This is a genomic window from Ruoffia sp. FAM 24228, from assembly GCF_045528575.1.
In the GTDB taxonomy this organism is placed as follows: Bacteria; Bacillota; Bacilli; order Lactobacillales; family Aerococcaceae; genus Ruoffia; species Ruoffia halotolerans.
Map to the genome: position 1 here is coordinate 23,065 of NZ_JBGQQZ010000014.1, position 20,450 is coordinate 43,514.

The window sequence follows — 20,450 nt, forward strand, 5'->3', positions numbered from 1 at the left end:
ACACGCTTACACAATAACTCATATTAGTACCACTATGAAAGGGATTTCAGTATAATAAAACAAGATAGGTTGCTGCTTTATATGGAAGGGTGGAAATAAAAATGAAAAATATGAAAAAAAGTTTAGTCATGTTACTTCTATTCACGATGTTTGGTCCCCTAATAAATCATGTTCATGCAACATCAGAAACAACAAGCACAGACTTTGAAATGATACCTGATTGGGCACTCACATTGTTTGAAGACACAGCTCAGGAGAATAAAATGTTAGATCAAGCTTGGGAAGATTATCAAACTGCTATCGAAGAGTATCAATTAGCAGATTTAGAAACAATGGATCCAGGAACATCTTACACTCAAGTTCTTGAAACATATAATCCAGATGAGGATATTGAAGTTGCTGAGGAATCGGCAGAAGATGGAACTGCAACGATTAGTTTTATTTATCGGGCTGAAGAAGGGGATTTAAATCCGACCACCGGTATTGAAGACTGGGCTCAAGTTGATTTTTATTTTGTGAATGAGAATTTAATTTATACGGGGATTACTACTTTATCACTTGCCTTTATGGCAGACGGATTAGTTTCAACTACTGACCATTCAGCTCTAGTATCTGACAATGCAAGTGTGGATGAATTGGTAGAGGTTGAAAATTTTGAATTAAATGGGTTTGGACAAATAAAAGTAGACGGTGAGTATGCGTACGGAGTAGGCTATCCAAAAGAGTCAACAAATATTGGCGAAGGTGGTTTATTAATTATTCAAGATGGGCAAGTTGTGGGTGACTCAACAGCTACTTTTGAAGATTTAATGGCCTATAGTTTTTCAGGATTCATATATTTAATGCTTGTTTCGCAAGTGGATAATCAAGTCTTTGAACCTGCGCAATAAATAAAGAGGAGGTCGTTTATGCTTTCAGTTGGAATTATGTCGGGGACATCTTTAGACGGAATTGATGTCGCCTTATGTGAAATATTAGGCTCCGGAACGGATACGAGTGTGCGTTTAATTGAATTTGATACGTATGATTTACCTCAAGCAATTCAAGAAAAAGTTCGTCAATGTGCTGCAAATGAGTTCATTCGACCAGCCGATTTGTCATCGCTAAACTTTGAATTAGGTGAATTGTTTGCTGATGGAGTTAAACAAATTTGTCAAAAAGCTAGGATCGAAACAACTGAGTTGGACTTTGTTGCCAGTCACGGTCAAACAATTTACCACCATCCTTTTCCTAATAATGAATACGTTGCAAATACAATGCAATTGGGTGAAAGTGGCGTCATCGCAGCACGTTGTGGCTGTACAGTGATTAGTGATTTTCGCGTGATCGATGTTGCATTAGGTGGGCAAGGAGCCCCTTTAGTTCCATATTCTGAGTACGTAGTGTACGCAGATAAGAATAAATCCAGAGGTTTACAAAATCTTGGTGGCATAGGAAATATTACAATCGTCCCAAATACAATGGATTCCAACGATATTGTAGCATTTGATACAGGACCAGCAAATATGATGATTGACTCGGCAATGAACCATTATTTTCAGAAAAACTATGATAATGGGGGAGAATCAGCCTTGAGTGGTGAATTCATTCCTCAACTCCAAGCTGAATTGAAAGGTCATCCATATTTAAAGTTACCCATTCCAAAATCAACAGGTCGAGAAATGTTTGGCGATGATTATGTGGCGCCTATATTAAAAAGATATAAATCAAGTAAAGCAGAAGATGTCGTGGCGACACTAACTTGGTTCACAGCGTATTGCATCAGTTATCACTACTACGAATACGTAGAGAAAATACATACTCTCGATGAATTAATCATTTCTGGTGGGGGAAGTCATAATAAAGCCATAAGAAAGTACTTGTCAGAATTAATGCCAGAAGTGTCTATTTTAGTTCAGGAGGATATTGGGTTCAATTCAGATGCGAAAGAAGCGATTGCGTTTGTTATATTAGCCAACGAAACTCTTCATAAACAACCGTCAAATGTCCCAAGTGCCACTGGCGCTTCAAAACCAGCCATCTTAGGTAAAATTCAATACGCACCTTAAATATTATAATAGCTCAACAAGCTCAAAATCTTGTTGAGTTTTTTTGCTGATTATTGAAGAAAATTTCATTTATTTTTAAAATACACGAAATGATATTTCAATTTAAGTAAATGTATGTTATTATCAATGTGTGAAAACGTATTCATTAAAAATGAGACAGGAGCGATGAAATGGAAGAAATTATTTTCGAGATTATTTCTAATGGAGGCAATGCGAAGTCATTAGCCTATGAAGCAATCGAAGCGTCAGAAAAAGGGGAGTACGAGAAAGCCGAGGAATTACTTGTTGAGGCGAATGAGTTTTTGAAAAAAGCACATAAAGTACAAACAAGCATTATTACGGATGAAGTGAATGGAAACCATATTACGGTTTCAGTTTTATTCGTCCATGCCCAAGATCACTTGATGACTGCGATGGAAGTAAGGGATTTAGCGAATATACTCATTAGACAGAATAAACGATTGAATGAGTTGGAGAAGAAATTAAGTTAAGCATAAAAGGTGAAAGGTGATGATGATGGCTAAAAACAGATCAGAAACAAAAGCAAGAACGCAAGTTCCAACACTCAGTTTCAAAAATGCCTTTTTACTGATGTTGTATATATTTATAACATTTACCATTGGAATGACTATTATTGAATACATTCCAAGAAATATGCTTTTAGTAGTAATTACACTATTAAGTCTAGTCATTGGTTATGGTATAGGTTTTATCCAAGAAAAAATTCAAAACAAAAAGAAATTAGGTAAAGCTTTTCTTTGGTTAGGGGGCGTGTTTTCAGTCTTAGCTTTTGTCATGTTATTTGGAATTTATTATGCTGCTGTCTTATTTTAAGGAGGAATTAGAATGAAAATATTATTAGTTTGTGCCGGTGGAATGTCGAGTGCCATTGCTGCGAAGTCGTTAAAAGAAGCAGCTCAAAAAGATGGATTGGATTTTGAAGTAAATGAAATAAGTACTTCTGCCTTTTCTGATGAAGTAGGAAGAGAGTATGATTTAGCATTAGTAGCACCGCAAGTGCGTCACAGATTTGATACGTTTAAAGCAGATGCTGACAAAGCCAATGTGCCAATCTTATTAATTGCACCTAAAGGTTATTCACCCATCGGTGGGAAATTTTTATTAGAGCAAATTAAAAATGAAGCCAGTGATTTATTCAACTAAGGAGGATAAAAAATGTTTGAAAACATAGCGAATTGGATTGATTCACATCTTTCGACACCGATGGCAAAATTAGGTGAGCAACGTCACTTAAGAGCCATTCGTGATGGTATTGTTGCGACATTACCGATCATTATTGTTGCTTCTATGTTTATGGTTATTGCCTTTTTACCAAACTCATTACCTGAATCATGGGGTATTTCAAATTGGATTATGGAGAGTCAATTCAAGATTCTATTACCTTATAGAATGTCAATGTACATTATGACCTTATACGCTGTCTTTGGTATTGGGTATTCTTTAGCAAAATCTTACGATTTAGATGGTTTATCAGGCGGGATTTTAGCAGAATTAGCTTATCTATTAACTGTCATCCCGGTGATGATTCCTGCAGTCACTGATGGCGTGACTGAATTAGCTACACAGAATCCTGAATTGGCAACTTATTTAGAACAAATTCCAGCTGGCTTTAATATTCCAATGGCAAATCTTGGATCCGGTGGGATGTTTATCGGGATACTGAGTGCCTTCTTCGCCGTTGAAGTATATCGATTTACTCAACGTAGTGGTTTCAAGATTTCTATGCCAGAACAAGTTCCTGCTTCAGTGGCACGTTCATTTGAAGCCCTAACGCCAACTGCTATTATTCTAATTGTCGTATCAGCGATTACAATGTGGATGGAAATAGATGTTCACGGAATTATTGCAACATTTATGGAACCACTTATTTCAGCTTCTGACTCATTAGGTTCGGTATTACTATTAACGTTCTTAACGAATTTCTTCTGGATCTTTGGTATTCACGGTGCATCCATTGTTGGATCTTTAGCTCGACCTTTATGGTTAGTCCTTTTAGAGCAAAATACAACCGCATTAGCTGCGGGTGAAGCCATTCAGAATACAGCTCCAGAGCCATTTTATCAATGGTTTATCTATATCGGTGGTGCAGGAGCAACGATTGGTCTTGCATTATTACTTGCGTTCGCAACTAAATCTACTTATGGGAAAACCTTAGGTAAAACAGCGTTAGTTCCAGCAATCTTTAATATTAACGAGCCATTAATCTTCGGGGCACCAGTTGTCTTGAACCCAACATTAATGATTCCATTCACGGTTGCTCCAATGGTGAATGCTGTAATTGCCTGGTACGCAACAGAATGGGGATTTGTCAGTCGAACAGTCGCAAGTGCACCGTGGACGTTACCTGGCCCAATAGGAGCCTTCCTTTCTATGGGGAATGACTGGAGAGCAGCAGTACTAAATATTGTCTTAACACTCATCGCTGTCTTAATTTATTATCCATTTGTTCGTACTTATGACAACCAATTATTAGCCGAAGAACAACAAGATACAAGCGCAGAATAAAATATCATCACACATTCAAACGTCCTATTAATCTAGGGCGTTTATTAAGTAAAAAGGTAGGTAATTATGAGAAAACTAGGAATATCAATTTATCCAGAAAAAGATGACAGTCAACGTATCAAAGAATATATTAAAGCCGCTTCAGAAAGTGGCTTCAGTCGAATCTTTTCATGTCTTCTATCAGCTGATGGTAACAAAGATCAAATCATATCTGAATTTATAGAAGTGAATCAGTATGCTAAAGACCTTGGCTTTGAAATTATTGTTGATGTGGCCCCTCGTATCTTTGAGAAGTTAAACATAAGTTATGATGATTTATCATTCTTTAAAGAGATTGGAGCCGATGGCTTGCGTTTAGACATGGGCTTCACCGGAAGTGAAGAGGCTTTAATGACTTTTAATGAGCAAGATTTGCTGATTGAGATTAATATGAGTAATAATGTACATACGATTGATACCATCATGGACTATCAACCTAACCAATATAATTTAATCGCTTGTCATAACTTTTATCCACACCGTTATAGTGGTTTAGGAATCGATTTCTTCAAAGCATGTACAAAGCGATTTAGCCAATATGGGTTAAGAACGGCAGCCTTTATTACAAGTCAGAATAAAGATACATATGGACCTTGGCCAGTCACGGATGGTCTGCCAACATTAGAGATTCATCGGGAATTACCTTTAGATGTTCAATTAAAACATTATATTACATTAAACCTCATCGATGATATAATTATATCTAACTGCTTCCCAACAGAGGACGAATTACAAAAAGTAAAAGAATTAGATCTAACAATGCCGGTATTTAACGTTGATCCAATTGAGAATTTACCTGAAACTGAGACAGCTATTTTATTCGATACATTGCACTTTAACCGAGGCGATATCAGTGAAAATATGATTCGCTCTACCCAAAGCCGAGTAAAATACAAAGGACACCAGTTTGATGTCATAAATCCAGTAGAAGTCATCCGACGAGGTGATGTCATTATTGAAAGTAGTGAGTACGGACATTATGCTGGAGAATTACAAATTGCCCTCAAGGATATGAAAAACAGCGGTAAGAGTAATGTTGTAGGAAGAGTAAGAGAAGAGGAAATGTTTATCTTAGATGATATAAAACCTTGGCAAAAATTTAAACTTCAAGTAAATCGTTAATATTATAGAAAAGTGGTGAGGATTGTTTGGCTGAGACAAATATTATTGGCTTGATAAAATCAATCAAAGAGAGTTTACCTAAGGCGGAAAAGAAGATTGCTCAAGCAATTATAGATGCACCAGAAGACACAATCTATCTTTCAGCTAAGCAGTTGGGAGAAAAAGCGGGTGCCAGTGCTCCAACCGTGGTTCGTTTTTGTAGACGCTTAGATATTGATGGATATACCCAGTTGAAACTAATGATTTCCAGCGAATTATCAAAATTAACCGATTCAGGTTACTCTGATATAAGTGAGGATGAGAATTTTTATGAAATTAAAGAAAAATTATTGGGAAATGCGCATCAATCTTTAGTTGATACAACATCATTAATTAAAGAAGAAGAAGTCAATGCTTCCATTCAGCAAATTGAAGAGGCAGATGTTATTTATGTATATGGGGTGGGATCTTCTCACCTCGTGGCAGAAAACTTTGCCCAAAAGTGGCGCCGTATTGGCAAGATAGCGATTGTTGAAAAAGATGCACATGTGATGATTACTCTCATAACAGGGAACCAACAAAAGGCTCTTTTCGTGGGTATATCTAACTCGGGTGAAACAAAAGAAGTGATAAAGTTAATGCAACTTGCAAATAAAGCAGGTTGTCAGACGATGGCGATTACACAGTTTGGAAAGAATAGTTTATCTGAAGAAGCCGACGTAACGTTACGCCATGTTAGAGCGAATGAACAATTATATCGTAGCGCGGCGACTGCTTCTCTGCATGTACAGTTTTATGTCGTGGATATATTATTTCACACTTATGCATCAAAACATTATGAAGATGCGATTGATCGAATTTTGCTTTCACGTAAAGCGATTAAAGATTACAATGACTAATTGTTTAACAGCCTATGCTTTGAGCATAGGCTGTTTCTTTATGCGAAACAATATATATGTTGCAATCAATCATCATATGTCTTTTATATAATGCGTATTATATAATTGTATTTATGACGCATTAAATAATTTAGGAGGCATAGATTATGCAACATGTATACGATTTTAATGAAGGAAGCCTAGAGATGAAAGAGTTATTAGGTGGTAAAGGGAGTAACTTAGCTGAGATGACGCGCTTAGGTTTACCAGTACCTAAAGGCTTTGTCATAACGACGGCAACATGTATCGATTATTTGGAACATGGTGAGGAATTGGATTCAATGACACAATCAGAGATAAATGCTGCATTAATTCGCTTGGAGGAAAGTTCAAAGAAAGGATTTTCTGACACAGAAAATATACTCTTAGTTTCAGTTAGAAGTGGTGCGACGATTTCAATGCCAGGAATGATGGATACAATATTGAATGTAGGCTTGAATGATGCAAATGTTGCTTGCTTTGCACAAATCACACAAGATGAACGCTTTGCTTATGATTGTTATCGTCGACTTCTGCAAATGTATGGGAATGTTGTGTATGGTATTGATATGAAACACTTTGATAATATTTTAAATCAAGTTAAAAGAAATAAACGTTATAGCCAAGATTTCGAATTAACAGCTGATGATCTAAAAGATATGATTTCGCAGTATAAAGAAATCTATATAAATCTTGCTGGTAAAGCATTCCCCCAAGATGTCAAAGCACAAATTATGGGTGCGGTTGAAGCGGTGTTTAAATCATGGAATAATGATCGAGCCAAAATTTACCGAAAATTAAATAATATTCCAGATTCAATTGGAACAGCAGTAACAATTCAAGAGATGGTATTCGGTAACAAGAACAAAGAAAGTGGTACGGGTGTTCTTTTCACAAGAAACCCATCAACAGGAGAAGACCAATTATATGGCGAATTCCTATTGAATGCTCAAGGTGAAGATGTAGTGGCTGGAATTCGCACACCCATCTCTATTAACCGTTTAAATGAAAGTATGCCTGAAATCTATACTGAATTACTAGACATGACTAATAAATTAGAACAGCACTATAAAGACATGCAAGATGTGGAATTTACAATCGAAGACCGAAAGCTACATCTACTGCAAACTCGTAATGGAAAAAGAGGAGCAAAGTCAGCATTCAAAATCGCCGTCGATTTTGTTAATGAAGGCATCTTAACTAAAGAGGAAGCATTATTAACGATTGATCCAGAATCGATTAATCAATTATTACACCCGACTTTTGATGAGAAAGATTTAGCTCAAGCTGAATTAGTGACAGACAATGGTCTGCCAGCGAGTCCAGGCGCAACGATGGGACATGTAGTATTTGACGCTGTAACAGCAAAAGAATGGTCGGCACTAGGTAAACCTGTCATCTTAGTACGTCACGAAACTTCTCCTGAAGATATTGAAGGAATGAGTGTCAGTGAGGCAATCGTTACAAACCATGGTGGGATGACTTCTCATGCAGCCGTTGTTGCCCGAGGCATGGGAAAATGTTGCGTAGCAGGTTGTGATGTACTTGAGATTAATGAAGAGCAGAAGTCCCTGCATTATCCTGGTGGTAGTTTAGTTGAAGGGGATATCATCTCAGTCGATGGGGACACAGGATCACTCTATGTCGGAGCAATTCAAACTCGAAATTCAGATTTAGATGAGAATTACCATACTGTGATGTCTTGGGTAAATGACATTGCGACAGTAAAAGTGCGTATGAATGCCGAAACGCCTTTAGATATTCAAGCGGGCTTAGACTTTGGGGCAACAGGAATTGGACTTGTTAGAACAGAGCACATGTTCTTTCAACCAGAACCTTTGAGAGAATTACGTCGCTTTATCCTTTCTAACAGTGATAAAGAAAGAAAAGATGCAATAGGCTCGATTTTAATCCATCAACAAGGTGACTTTAGAGAGATTTTTGAATTGATTCAAGATAAACCAACGGTAATACGTCTCCTGGATATGCCTTTACATGAATTTCTACCAAATTCTAAACAAGATATTGAACTTGTTGCAAGCCAACAAAACGTTTCAGTTGAAGATATTTCGCAAAGGCTGACAGGTTTGAAAGAATTAAATCCAATGCTCGGACACCGTGGTTGCCGCTTAGCAATGACTTACCCAGGATTATATTTGATGCAAGCAGAAGCAATCATGTTAGCAGCTATTGAGTTAAATAGTAAAGGTATAGCCGTTAAGCCTGAAATTATGATACCATTAGTAAGTACAGAGCGTGAAACGGCTTACCTAAGAGAAATTATTCAAGTGCGAATTGAAACTATATTAGAAGAACATCAAGTTCAAGTACCGTATACAATTGGAGCGATGATTGAAACACCTAGAGCAAGTTTAATTGCGGACAAAATTGCGCAACACAGTGACTTCTGTAGTTTTGGTACAAATGATTTAACACAAATGGCCTTTGGTTATTCACGAGACGATGCTGGGAAATTCTTAAACCAGTATGTGAATGAAGGTGTACTTACCTATGACCCATTCCAACGTGTGGATGAAGAAGGTGTCGGTGCTTTACTGAAGATAGCGATTGAAAATATTAAGAAAGTAAATTCAACAATGAAACTTGGTATTTGTGGTGAGCACGGAGGAAACCCAAAATCAGTAGAATTATTTGCGTCATTAGGATTTTCTTACGTGTCTTGTTCACCTTACCGAATTCCGATCGCTCGAATGGCAGCAGCTCAAAGTGCAATCAAATTAAATCAATAATCAGGTATATTTAGATGGTAAAGTGAGGGAATAATATGAATTTCACACAACGGCAGAAACAAATTGTTGAAATTGTTAAAAGCAAAGAACCGGTAAGTGGTGATGTTATTGCTGAAGAGCTTGGTTTAGCGAAGTCGACGTTGAGAAGTGACTTGGCTGTATTAACGATGACCGGGGTTCTGGATGCTAGACCGAAAGTCGGTTATATCTACTCAGGACTTGAACCTCAGTCACTTTTGTTTGAGCAATTTAATCAGTATAAAGTGGCGGATGTGATGATTCAACCCGTCATTGTTTACCCGGACACAAAGGTAAATGATGCAATTACTTCATTATTCATGTATGATGTTGGCTCACTTTATGTAGTGGATTCATCGTCGAAAAGTCTCATCGGAGTTGTATCAAGAAAAGACTTACTAAGAAGTTTGCTTGCAGGCCAAGCTGAAAAGACTGCAGTCGCAATTGTCATGACCAGAATGCCTAACATCATTGCGGTTACATCAGAAATGACGGTGCTGAAAGCGGCGGAATTAATTTCCAAACATCAGATTGATTCTTTACCGGTAATTAGTTCAGACGATCAGGTTATTGGCAAGATGTCTAAGACGAATATAATTGATTTACTCGTTGAGTTAAGTTCAGAGGAGGATGCTTAGTGCAAGAAAAATATCACCAAACATTTTATATTATATCAGATTCAGTTGGAGAGACAGCGATTAGGGTAACAAATGCCGCACTGGCACAGTTTCCGACTTTCACTGATTCAAGTGTTAAACGATTTCCATTTATTAATACGTTAGAAGAATTAACTGAGATTTTAGAAGATGCACTAAAGCATCATGCCACAGTCGTTGCAACCTTAGTTAATGAAGACTTACATTATTTTACAAAAGAATTTACCCAAAAGAATGACTTGTTCTACTTTAATCCGATTCATGATTTAATACAGCATATCTCAATAATCACTAACAAAGAACCGAGTGAACAGAGTGGAAGTTTACATAATTTAGATGATCAATACTTCAAGCGAATTCAAGCTATTGAATTTGCAGTTAAATATGATGACGGAAAGAACCGACGCGGTTTTAAATTAGCTGACATCGTCATCTTAGGAATTTCTCGTTCATCTAAGACACCTTTAAGTATGTATTTAGCTAATAAAGGCTACAAAGTTGCGAATCTACCCATTTTTCCTGAAGCAAATATCCCACGAGAAATTTTTGAAATTCCAAAAGAAAAGATATTTGGCTTATCAGCATCGCCTAAATACATTAGTGATATTCGTAAAGGAAGAGTAAAGTTTCTTGGACTTGATGAGAATGCGACCTATTCAAGTCTTGAACGTGTGAAAACTGAACTAATGTTTGCGAACGATTTATTCGATAAAGTTGATGCTCATATTGTCAGCGTAGAAAATCAATCGATCGAAGAAATGGCTGAACATATTATACAAGAATATAAGAAATATCAATTGAATGATACTGAGAAATAAACACGAGAACCAGCGATTTATAGCTGGTTCTTTTATTTTTAGATAAGAAATCGTATTCATAGATTTATTTGAATGGTTTACTTGAATTCATTTAATAACTCGCTTATAATTAACAAAGTTAACTATTAACAAAGTTAAGTTATTTAAGGAGGTGTTATAGTGAAAAAGCGTCATTTAGTGCATCAGATGTACAACATGTCGCAAATGTTTTCTAGAGCTGCAGAAGTTCAAGGTCGATCAGTGATGTCAAAAAGCGAGTTCAAGATACTGTTTCATGTATGGAAAACTCATCGAGAAGAAGATAAAATGTTGACCTCTCGTGAATTAGCTACTTTAATGAACGTATCTTCACCAGCAATATCTAGAACGGTCAAAGGCTTGGTTCAAAAAGAATGGCTGATTCAAGAAGATGACCCAGATGATCGCCGTAATATCTTTCTTAAATTATCAGATGAGGGAAAAGAAAATTATGAGCGAGCCATTCAACATATGGAAAACTCAATGAAAATTATTTTCGATGAGTTTTCTGAAGAAGAGATCCGTGTCTTTCTCGATACAGGAGCTCGACTGACAAAAGTCTTAAATAAAATAAAAGAGGAAAGTGAGGAATAGTAATATTATATGAAAAATTTAATTAATCATTTAAAACCTCATTGGAAATGGGTTATTATTGCCCTTGTTGCGCATTTTATACAAGCATTCACAACGCTTTTGTTACCAACTTATACGTCTAACTTAGTTGACGTTGGGATTCAAAACAGTGGTGTGGAATTAGCAGTACCATTAAAAATGACAGCCGATTCAATGGCGGAATTCGAGATGTTATTATTACCTGAAAAACAGGAATTAATTGAAGAGCATTATACACAAGATGGAAACGGAAATTATACAATTAAAAGTTCCGTTGAAGAAAACGAAGAAATGATGACAGCTTTAAGTGAATCTTTTGAGGTTCCTTTAGCTATGTATCAAACAATCTCAGGGATGTCTGAAGAAGAATTAGCAGCGACAGCTCAAGAAAGTGACAGTTCAGAAGTGAAGGACTTATCTGGTATGCGTGATGAGTACGTTGAACAAATGAATACACTCGGACCTGCGATGGTGCATTCAACAGCGATTCAATCAGTTTTAGAAGCAACTGAAGAAGCTGGAGGAGACTTAAGTAGTACTCAAATTAACTACGTCTTAACGCAAGGTGGACAAATGTTACTGATTGCCTTAGTTGCATTCGGTGGCGGAGCACTTGCAGCTTATGTAGCAGCAGTCGTTGGTGCGAAAGTCGGAAGTACTTTAAGAACAAAATCTTACGAAAAAGTTCTTCAGTTCTCTAATGAAGAGATGGAGAAATTCTCAACGGCTTCACTGATTACACGTGGGACAAACGACGTGCAACAAGTACAAATGGTGGTAACAGTATTCTTTAGAATTGTGTTATTCTCACCAATGTTAGCGATTGGGGCATTAATTTATGTATTCCAATCACAAATTTCAATGTCTTGGATTACGATTTTAGCCCTATCACTTGTCGGAGTTCTTATGGGAATTCTTATGAGTGTTGTTATACCAAGATTTAAAGTGTTACAAAAACAAATTGACAGAGTGAACTTGTTTGCCAGAGAGATCTTAACTGGGCTACAAGTTATTCGTGCATTTGGTCGACAAGATTTAGAATCTGAGCGCTTCGATGGCGCGAACCAAGATTTACGTAATAGTTATATCTTTGTTGGTCGTACAATGGCATTAATGAACCCAATCCTATTACTGATTGCCAATGGTATTTCAGTCTTAATTATTTGGGTAGGTAGCCACCGTATTGGTGACGGCTTAATGCAAGTAGGTGAGATGATGGCATTTATCACTTATACAATGCAAGTCATCTTCTCATTCTTTATGTTAACGATGATGTCAATTATGATTCCGCGTGCGATCGTTTCTGGGGAACGTATCCAAGAAATACTTGATACACCGTTATCTATTAATGATAAAGAAGACATAAAAGTAATTGAATCACCAAAAGGTGTCGTAGAATTTGATAACGTCAGTTACAAATTTACTGGTGCAGATAATAATGTAATTAATAACATTAGCTTTACTGCAGAACCAGGTAAGACAACAGCAATTATCGGAGGTACCGGTAGTGGTAAATCAACGATTTTAAATCTATTAATGAGATTCTATGATGTTTCAGAAGGATCAATTAAGATTGATGGCGTTGATATCAGAGATATTAGTCAAAAACAACTCCGTGATATCATCGGATACGTACCGCAAAAAGCCGTACTATTCTCAGGTACCATTGAAAGCAATATTGGATACGGTGTTGATTCACTTTCTGATGAAGTGATGCATGAATCGGCTGATATTGCTCATGCAACTGAATTTATCGAAGAAAAAGAACGTGGCTTTAAAGAGCGTATCTCACAAGGTGGAGGTAATGTGTCTGGTGGGCAAAAACAACGTTTATCAATTGCTCGTGCCATTGCAAAACAACCTAAAGTGTTCATCTTTGATGACAGTTTCTCTGCTTTAGACTACAAGACCGATGCATCACTACGTCAAGCTTTAAGTGAAAAAGTTTCGGATGCTTCAATGATAATTGTTGCTCAACGTATTAGTACGATCCTTGATGCTGAGCAAATTCTTGTTCTAGATGAAGGTAAAGTTGTTGGATTAGGTAATCACTTAGAATTAATGGAAACAAGCGAAGTTTACCGCGAAATCGCAACATCTCAATTATCTCAAGCCGAATTAGATAATTATGAAGAACAATTTAAACAAGAGAGGGAGGGAGAATAATGGCAGATAAAGATACTCAACAAGAAGAAAAAGTACAAAATCAACCAAAAGTTGCTGGACCCCGTGGTCAAGGCGCCGTAGAAAAACCAAAAAACTTTAAAGATAGCTTACTTCGAATCTTTAAAGAAGTATTGAATTTTAAATGGGCAATATTACTTGTCTTTTTTACGACTATTCTCTCTGTATTATTTAATATTATTGGTCCTCGTGAATTAGGTAAAGCCACTTCAACATTATTTGAAGGTGTATTAGCTGAAGTTCAAGGAACAGGTTCGATTGAATTTAATGTTATCGGTAGAATCTTATTAACAGTATTAGCCTTATACGTAGTGAGTTCAATTTTCAACTGGGTTCAAGGTTTTGTAATGACAGGTGTTACGGAGAATGTCACTTACGGTTTACGTAAAAAGATGTTAGATAAGATTGATAATATGCCAATGAAATACTTTGAATCTCACTCACATGGTGAGGTCTTATCAAGAATTAGTAACGATATCGATACACTTGGAGCTTCATTATCACAGAGTTTTGCTCAATTATTAAACTCTATCATGACAATGCTTGGTATTGCGATTATTATGTTTACAATTAATTGGATACTCGCTTTAGTTGTATTAATTGTCGTACCAATTAGTTTAATTACAATTCGTATACTAATTAATGTATCTCAAAAATACTTCCGTCAACAACAAGTATCCCTTGGTGTAATTAACGGACAAATTGAAGAAAACTTCTCAGGGCAAAATATAGTTAGAGCATTTAACCAAGAAGATAATGCTATTGATGTCTTTTATAAAGATAATGCTAAACTAGAAGAATCTGCGTGGAAATCACAGTTCTACTCAGGTGTCATGTTCCCATTCATGCGTTTCTTACAAAACTTTGGCTATGCTGCTGTTGTAATGGTTGGGGCATACCTTGTAATTATTGGTATGATTCGTGTCGGGGTTATTCAAGCCTTCACTCAATACGTTAACCGATTTACACAACCTATCACTCAGTTAGCTCAAATTGTAACTTTATTACAAACAATGGTTGCAGCGGCAGAGCGTGTATTTGAATTCTTAGATGAAGAAGAACAAGATCAAACAACAGGTAATGCTTTAGATATTGAAAATGTACACGGTGATGTATCATTTAACCATGTTCAATTTGGATATAATCCTGATCAAGTCATCATTACAGACTTTAATGCCGATATAAAAGCCGGACAAAAGGTTGCCTTAGTTGGTCCGACAGGTGCTGGTAAATCAACAATGGTTAAGCTGTTAATGCGCTTCTATGATGTTGATAACGGATCAATAAACTTAGATGGTGTTGACGTTAAAACGTATAGTCGTGCTAATTACCAACGTTCAATTTCGATGGTATTGCAGGATACTTGGTTATTTAACGGAACAATTATGGAAAACATTCGTTACGGTCGATTAGATGCCACGGATGAAGAAGTGATTGAAGCAGCAAAAGCTGTTCATGTCCATAATTTCGTTAAGAACTTGCCTGGTGGCTATAACTTTGAAATTAACGAAGAAGCTTCAAACATCTCTCAAGGTCAAAAACAACTTGTGACGATTGCAAGAGCTTTATTATCAGACCGTCCAGTTCTTATTCTTGATGAGGCGACAAGTTCAGTTGATACACGTACTGAAATTCTCATCCAACAAGCGATGGACCGTATTGTAGAAGGTCGTACAAGTTTTGTTATTGCTCACCGTCTTTCAACGATTAAAAACTCTGATTTAATTCTATACATGGAAAACGGAGACATTGTTGAACAAGGGAACCATGACGAATTAATTGCTAGAGGTGGCAAATATGCAGATCTTTACAATAGTCAATTCGCTTCAGGTGGTTCACCGTTTGAGGAATTTGATGATTAAAGTCAATATTGAATAAGCAAAAGACATGAACAAATCGTTGTTCATGTCTTTTTTATATGCAAAAACTTCGATATATTTGAACTTAAGTTTATATAAAGCTTATAATATAAGTATCAAAGAAGATAGGAGCGTTTACAAATGAAGAAAATAATAAACGTCATACTTGTTACTCTATTAATTGTCTTAACTATGGGGCCCTTACCGGCAAAAGCACAAGAACTTGCTCCAGATGATGTCTTGTTAAATGTGATTAATGGATTGAAAGAAATTGAATCCTTTAAAGGTGACTTTGAAGGTAATATGGATTTAATTTATCCTGAAGGAAAGATGGACTACACTGTTGATGGAAGACTTCAAGTCAAGATAGCGCCCGAACTTGAAGTAGGTTTTGATTTAGACGCAACGATGAACGCTGAACATAACGATGGGTCGACAAAGGATGAAACATATCACTTACTAAATTATATCATCGATGAAACAATGTACACATTTGAAGAAGATTCTACTAAAGAGGGTGAAAGTGAATGGGTCACTGCTGACCTTACTACGGTACTCGGTATGCCAGCGGAACAAATTACTACTCAATATCAAATGCTTGTATCAGTCATCGAAGGATCAATTCGTAGTTATTATATTCCGTCTAGGGTGCATCAGTTATTAAGTGAGAAAACGACGGTAGAAGAGAATGATAATGGCTACACTGTCACAATTAACTCTTTCGAAACAGAAGAAGAATGGATTGAATTCTTTGAAGCCTTAGAAGAGTTAGGAATGACTGTGACTCAAGAAACAGTGGATTCGGGTGTTGAGATTAGTAATCAAATTGAAAATTATGAAGGTCAAGCTATTGCTTTGGCTGATGGATTAAATTATACAATTACCGTCGAAATGGATGAAGATTATTTTATTACAGCGATTCAAGTGATGGTTGATTCGGATGTTCAAACACTCGAAGAAGCTTCAGCATCTGAACCTGATCCGGACATGCCAGAGTCATTGCAAGTAGAATTTAATTATAATGTCACTGACAAAAACTTTAATGAAAGTATTGAAGTGCCTGATGAAGTTCCAGTGGGAGTAGCTTCATAGAATAAATAATGAAAACAATATAAATTAAAATATTATTAGAATTTGATGTTGATTTCGTGTGAGTAGTCAGGTATACTGTTTGAAACAGAGAAATGAGGTTAGGAACATGCAACAATCATCCCATACATTAAAATCAATGTATTTTAGCTACTTTAGATAGCGTTCATACCACCTAGTATGAACGTATAACGAAAGTTCATATCTATGGAGGCTTGATATTGTTGTGTCTTGGCCGCTTAGAGTATAAATTAAGCGGACCTCCTAAAATGGCCAGTTTCGAGAACTGCTTAGTTTATGCTAAGCAGTTTTTTTGTTGAAAAGTTATAAAAAAGGGGAGTGTAAACAATGTCAAATTCTATTTCAAAAGGATTTAAAACTAGTGAGATTATCTCAATCGTCATTAGTTTACTTATATTAGCTCTAGCTGTTTTGAATTCAACGATGCAAATTGGTTTATTCAATATTCCAACCGTTACTTTTTCAGTTCTAGCTATTTTTGCTAGTAGCTTGGTATTGTGGCTGTTTGTTGCCATTGATTGGCCAAGTATTTTATGTTTAATTTGTTTAGGTTTTCTACCTGAAGTCACTTATGGACAAATTTTCCAGCAGTCATTTGGTAATACAACGTTTGTCTTTTTATTCTTTACGTTCTTAGTGACACATGCCTTAGAACAAACATCATTTTTAAAGCGTGTTTCGGCATGGGCAATTAATAGTGCTTGGGCTCAAGTGAGTCCTTGGAGATTTGTTTTTGCTTTTCTATCGGTGATGTTATTAATCAGTACGTTCGTTTCACCAACGATCTTATTTATGATTGCCTTTCCAATCTATGAAGAGGTTATGACCCAATTCGGATTAGAAAAAGGGGATAAGCAAGCTTCGAAATTATTAGTCGCCTTATATGCTTCAATAGCTATTGGAACAGCGATGACGCCTATTAACCACGTGTTCGCAATTACTGCGATGGGGCTATATGAAACGGCCTACGGAACGGCGATTACGAATGGTCAATATATGAGTTTCGCAGTGCCAGCAGGCTTAACAATTTTCTTAATTCTTTTAGTCTCTCTAAAGTGGATTTGGCGAATGGATTTATCTAACGTAAAACTGGGTGAGATTGCTTCATTATCAGATTTACCAAAAGCGGATAAAAAGGAAAAAGCAGTCGTTTCGATCTTTAGTGGAGTAGTTGCTTTATGGTTATTACCAGAAGTATTAGGCTTTATCTTACCTGGAGTGGCAGCCTTCCTAAAATCAGCGGGAATTGCCTTTCCACCAATGATCGGTTCTTTAGCTTTAGCAGTAGTTCACGTAGATGGGAAGCCCTTAGTTAAGTTACAAGAGGGAATTTCTAAAGGTGTGTTCTGGCCGAGTTTACTCATCGTAGCCGCGACACTCACTTTAGGTAGTTTCTTATCAAATCCTGATATGGGTGTGATTACATTAATCGAATCATTCTTAACACCATTGTTAGTTGGCTTGTCACCATTATTAATGGTATTAGTTTTCATTCTTTGGGCAGGCTTCCAAACAAACTTCTCATCAAACTTAGTAACTGTGTCGGTTGTTACTACTATTGTTATAACAATTGCAGGTTCACAAGTAGATTTACCAATTAACGTGGCTGTAGTTGCGAGTTTAATTGGATTCATGGCGTCACTTGCATACATGACACCACCTGCAATGCCTTATATTGCTATCTCAATTGGATCTGGTTGGACCACAGCTAAAGATGCTTTATTATATGGTTTTTACTTATTATTATGGAGTGCCGCAAGTGCGGTATTGGTAGGATATACATTAGGAAGCGTATTTTTAAGTCAATTATCATAGGAGGAATAATATGTTAGAAAAACAAAGAGCAACCATCGACCGAATTGATCGCGAATTGGTAAATTTATTTGAAGAACGAACGAAAACGGTTGAAGAAGTAGCTGAAATTAAATTAGAGAACAATATGGAAATCTTAGATAGTGGCCGTGAAGCGGTCGTTATCGAGAAAGTACAAAGTTACTTAGAAGTTGATTCTTTAAAAGGTGAGTTAGCCGATTTATATGAGAACATTATGCGCATTTCCAGAGGTCATCAACAAGAATGGATGAGTAAAAGAAAGTCGTAAGAGATAGGATAAAGGAGCAGTTTTATGAAAATAAATCCGAATTTTAATCGCTTACCTGGGAATTACTTATTTAATCATATTGCTGAGAAAGTTTCAGCATTCAAAGAAGGCAATCCTGACTCAGAAGTTATCAAATTGTCTATTGGTGATGTCACTCAACCTTTACCAAGGGGAGTGGATGAAGCAATGACTCAAGCAGGTCAAGAACAATTGAATTCTGAAACTTTCAAAGGCTATGGGCCAAGTACTGGCTATCCATTTCTTAAGCAAGCGATTATAGAGCATAGTTATCAAACATTGAATATTGATTTATCAGAAGATGACTTATTTATATCAGATGGTTCAAAGACAGATGCAGGAGCCATTCAAGAGTTATTTAGTCTGGAAGCTAAGATTGCCATTGGTGATCCGGCGTATCCAACTTATATTGATAGTAATGTTATGGCGGGACGCTTAGGACATTATGATGATATGAGTCAAAGTTGGTCTGAATTAATAACGATTCCGATGACGGTCGATAATCACTTTCAAGCGGTGCCAGATTTTGATGAAGGCGAGCAGCCAGATGTGATATATATTTGTTCACCGAATAATCCCACGGGTGTCGCTATGACGAAGGATCAACTGCAAGAATGGGTTGACTATGCGATTGAGCATGAAAGTGTCATAATTTTTGATGGGGCTTATGAATCCTTTATACAAGATGATCATATCCCGCATTCCATCTATGAATGTGAAGGGGCTAAGCAATGTGCGATTGAAATGCGTAGCTTTTCTAAGACAGCGGGCTTCACGGGTATGCGTATAGGTTATACTGTCATACCTAAAGAACTTGTGATTGAAGGTCAATCATTGAATGCCATGTGGACGCGTCGCCAACCAACGAAATTTAACGGTACCTCATATATCATTCAACGCGCGGCATTAGCGACTTTCGAACCGGAAGTTAAAAAAGAGTTGAAGGATAATATTGTATATTATCAACGTAATGCTCAGCATATGGTTGATGCTTTCAATGATGCAAAAATTGAACATTATGGTGGGGTAAATGCGCCATATATTTGGTTGAAATCACCGAGAGACTTATCTTCTTGGGAATATTTCGATGAATTACTACAGGAAAGTCAAGTTGTCATCACACCAGGTTCTGGCTATGGGGCTAATGGTGAAGGCTTTATGCGACTGACTGCCTTTGGAACATATGAAGATACAGTTGAAGCGACTCAAAGAATCGTCGAAACTTATTATAACGCCGATTGTAAAATTAAGCTAGACAACTAAAACAGCCATTTGTGGTACACTCAACTTGTAATTCCGACCAAAGAATACAAAGGAGTGACCACAAATGACCTACACCCATCTTACCACGGATGAACTGGTGATGATAGAATCATATTACCACCAACATATTCCGGTCTCGACCATTGCCAGTCGTTTAAAACGTTCTAGAACACCTATTTATAACGTCATCAACTTCTTAAAAGAGGGCCATACCGCCATTGAGTATTACCAACAATATAAGAAAAACAAACAACGGTGTGGTAGATGTAAGTGTGTCCTTCCTGCAGACCAACAAGTCTACATTAAAGAAAAAGTCTCACAGGGCTGGACACCCGATGTCATTATCGGGCGTAAAGAAAAACCCATTGACTGTTCCATGCGGACGCTTTATCGGCGTTTCAAGGAAAAGGTG

Annotated in this window: 19 protein-coding genes; all 19 read left to right on the forward strand. The window is 36.8% G+C overall.

All coding sequences use genetic code 11. From position 1 onward, the window contains the following. The first annotated feature begins 101 nt into the window (after window positions 1-101). On the forward strand, window positions 102-890 hold the full coding sequence (locus tag ACEN33_RS03935) for a hypothetical protein (RefSeq protein WP_407089597.1): 789 nt from the start codon (window positions 102-104) through the stop codon (window positions 888-890). A gap of 18 nt (window positions 891-908) precedes the next feature. Next, complete coding sequence (anmK, locus tag ACEN33_RS03940; RefSeq protein ID WP_407094626.1) at window positions 909-2,048, forward strand: anhydro-N-acetylmuramic acid kinase AnmK; 1,140 nt, start codon at window positions 909-911, stop codon at window positions 2,046-2,048. 170 nt (window positions 2,049-2,218) lie between these two features. Beyond that, on the forward strand, window positions 2,219-2,539 hold the full coding sequence (locus tag ACEN33_RS03945) for a PTS lactose/cellobiose transporter subunit IIA (protein ID WP_407089599.1): 321 nt from the start codon (window positions 2,219-2,221) through the stop codon (window positions 2,537-2,539). Window positions 2,540-2,564: 25 nt separating this feature from the next. Further along, window positions 2,565-2,882: a hypothetical protein gene (locus ACEN33_RS03950; protein ID WP_407094627.1), complete on the forward strand. Its 318-nt coding sequence runs from the start codon at window positions 2,565-2,567 to the stop codon at window positions 2,880-2,882. Between the two features lie 12 nt (window positions 2,883-2,894). Further along, window positions 2,895-3,212, forward strand: coding sequence for a PTS sugar transporter subunit IIB (locus ACEN33_RS03955; RefSeq protein WP_407089601.1), 318 nt, complete (start codon window positions 2,895-2,897; stop codon window positions 3,210-3,212). Between the two features lie 12 nt (window positions 3,213-3,224). Beyond that, window positions 3,225-4,574 carry a PTS sugar transporter subunit IIC gene (locus tag ACEN33_RS03960; RefSeq protein WP_407089602.1) on the forward strand — a complete coding sequence of 450 codons (1,350 nt, stop codon included), beginning with the start codon at window positions 3,225-3,227 and terminating at the stop codon, window positions 4,572-4,574. 66 nt (window positions 4,575-4,640) lie between these two features. Next, the gene (locus ACEN33_RS03965) at window positions 4,641-5,735 is read left to right on the forward strand and encodes a DUF871 domain-containing protein (protein ID WP_407089603.1); all 1,095 of its coding nucleotides are present in this window, start codon (window positions 4,641-4,643) and stop codon (window positions 5,733-5,735) included. A 26-nt stretch (window positions 5,736-5,761) separates the two neighbouring features. Then, window positions 5,762-6,613, forward strand: a complete 852-nt coding sequence (locus ACEN33_RS03970) for a MurR/RpiR family transcriptional regulator (RefSeq protein WP_407089604.1) — start codon at window positions 5,762-5,764, stop codon at window positions 6,611-6,613. 146 nt (window positions 6,614-6,759) lie between these two features. Then, entirely contained in the window at window positions 6,760-9,381 is a 2,622-nt protein-coding gene (gene ppdK / locus ACEN33_RS03975; protein WP_407094628.1) for a pyruvate, phosphate dikinase, read from the forward strand. Window positions 9,382-9,416: 35 nt separating this feature from the next. Beyond that, on the forward strand, window positions 9,417-10,037 hold the full coding sequence (locus ACEN33_RS03980; protein ID WP_407089606.1) for a helix-turn-helix transcriptional regulator: 621 nt from the start codon (window positions 9,417-9,419) through the stop codon (window positions 10,035-10,037). Beyond that, entirely contained in the window at window positions 10,037-10,873 is an 837-nt protein-coding gene (locus ACEN33_RS03985; protein ID WP_407089607.1) for a pyruvate, water dikinase regulatory protein, read from the forward strand. The genes ACEN33_RS03980 and ACEN33_RS03985 overlap by 1 nt, the downstream gene beginning before the upstream one ends. A gap of 159 nt (window positions 10,874-11,032) precedes the next feature. Further along, window positions 11,033-11,485, forward strand: a complete 453-nt coding sequence (locus ACEN33_RS03990) for a MarR family winged helix-turn-helix transcriptional regulator (protein ID WP_407089608.1) — start codon at window positions 11,033-11,035, stop codon at window positions 11,483-11,485. A 9-nt stretch (window positions 11,486-11,494) separates the two neighbouring features. After that, window positions 11,495-13,669, forward strand: coding sequence for an ABC transporter ATP-binding protein (locus ACEN33_RS03995; RefSeq protein ID WP_407089609.1), 2,175 nt, complete (start codon window positions 11,495-11,497; stop codon window positions 13,667-13,669). Continuing rightward, entirely contained in the window at window positions 13,669-15,549 is a 1,881-nt protein-coding gene (locus tag ACEN33_RS04000) for an ABC transporter ATP-binding protein (protein WP_407089610.1), read from the forward strand. Before ACEN33_RS03995 ends, ACEN33_RS04000 begins: the two co-directional genes overlap by 1 nt. Before the next feature lie 138 nt (window positions 15,550-15,687). Next, window positions 15,688-16,638: a hypothetical protein gene (locus tag ACEN33_RS04005; protein ID WP_407089611.1), complete on the forward strand. Its 951-nt coding sequence runs from the start codon at window positions 15,688-15,690 to the stop codon at window positions 16,636-16,638. 345 nt (window positions 16,639-16,983) lie between these two features. Then, complete coding sequence (locus tag ACEN33_RS04010) at window positions 16,984-18,471, forward strand: SLC13 family permease (protein ID WP_407089612.1); 1,488 nt, start codon at window positions 16,984-16,986, stop codon at window positions 18,469-18,471. Between the two features lie 10 nt (window positions 18,472-18,481). Beyond that, complete coding sequence (locus ACEN33_RS04015; RefSeq protein WP_407089613.1) at window positions 18,482-18,757, forward strand: chorismate mutase; 276 nt, start codon at window positions 18,482-18,484, stop codon at window positions 18,755-18,757. 24 nt (window positions 18,758-18,781) lie between these two features. Next, complete coding sequence (locus ACEN33_RS04020) at window positions 18,782-20,038, forward strand: LL-diaminopimelate aminotransferase (RefSeq protein WP_407089614.1); 1,257 nt, start codon at window positions 18,782-18,784, stop codon at window positions 20,036-20,038. A gap of 64 nt (window positions 20,039-20,102) precedes the next feature. Further along, window positions 20,103-20,450: transposase (locus ACEN33_RS04025; RefSeq protein WP_407094629.1), on the forward strand; the 348-nt coding region annotated here is incomplete at its 3' end.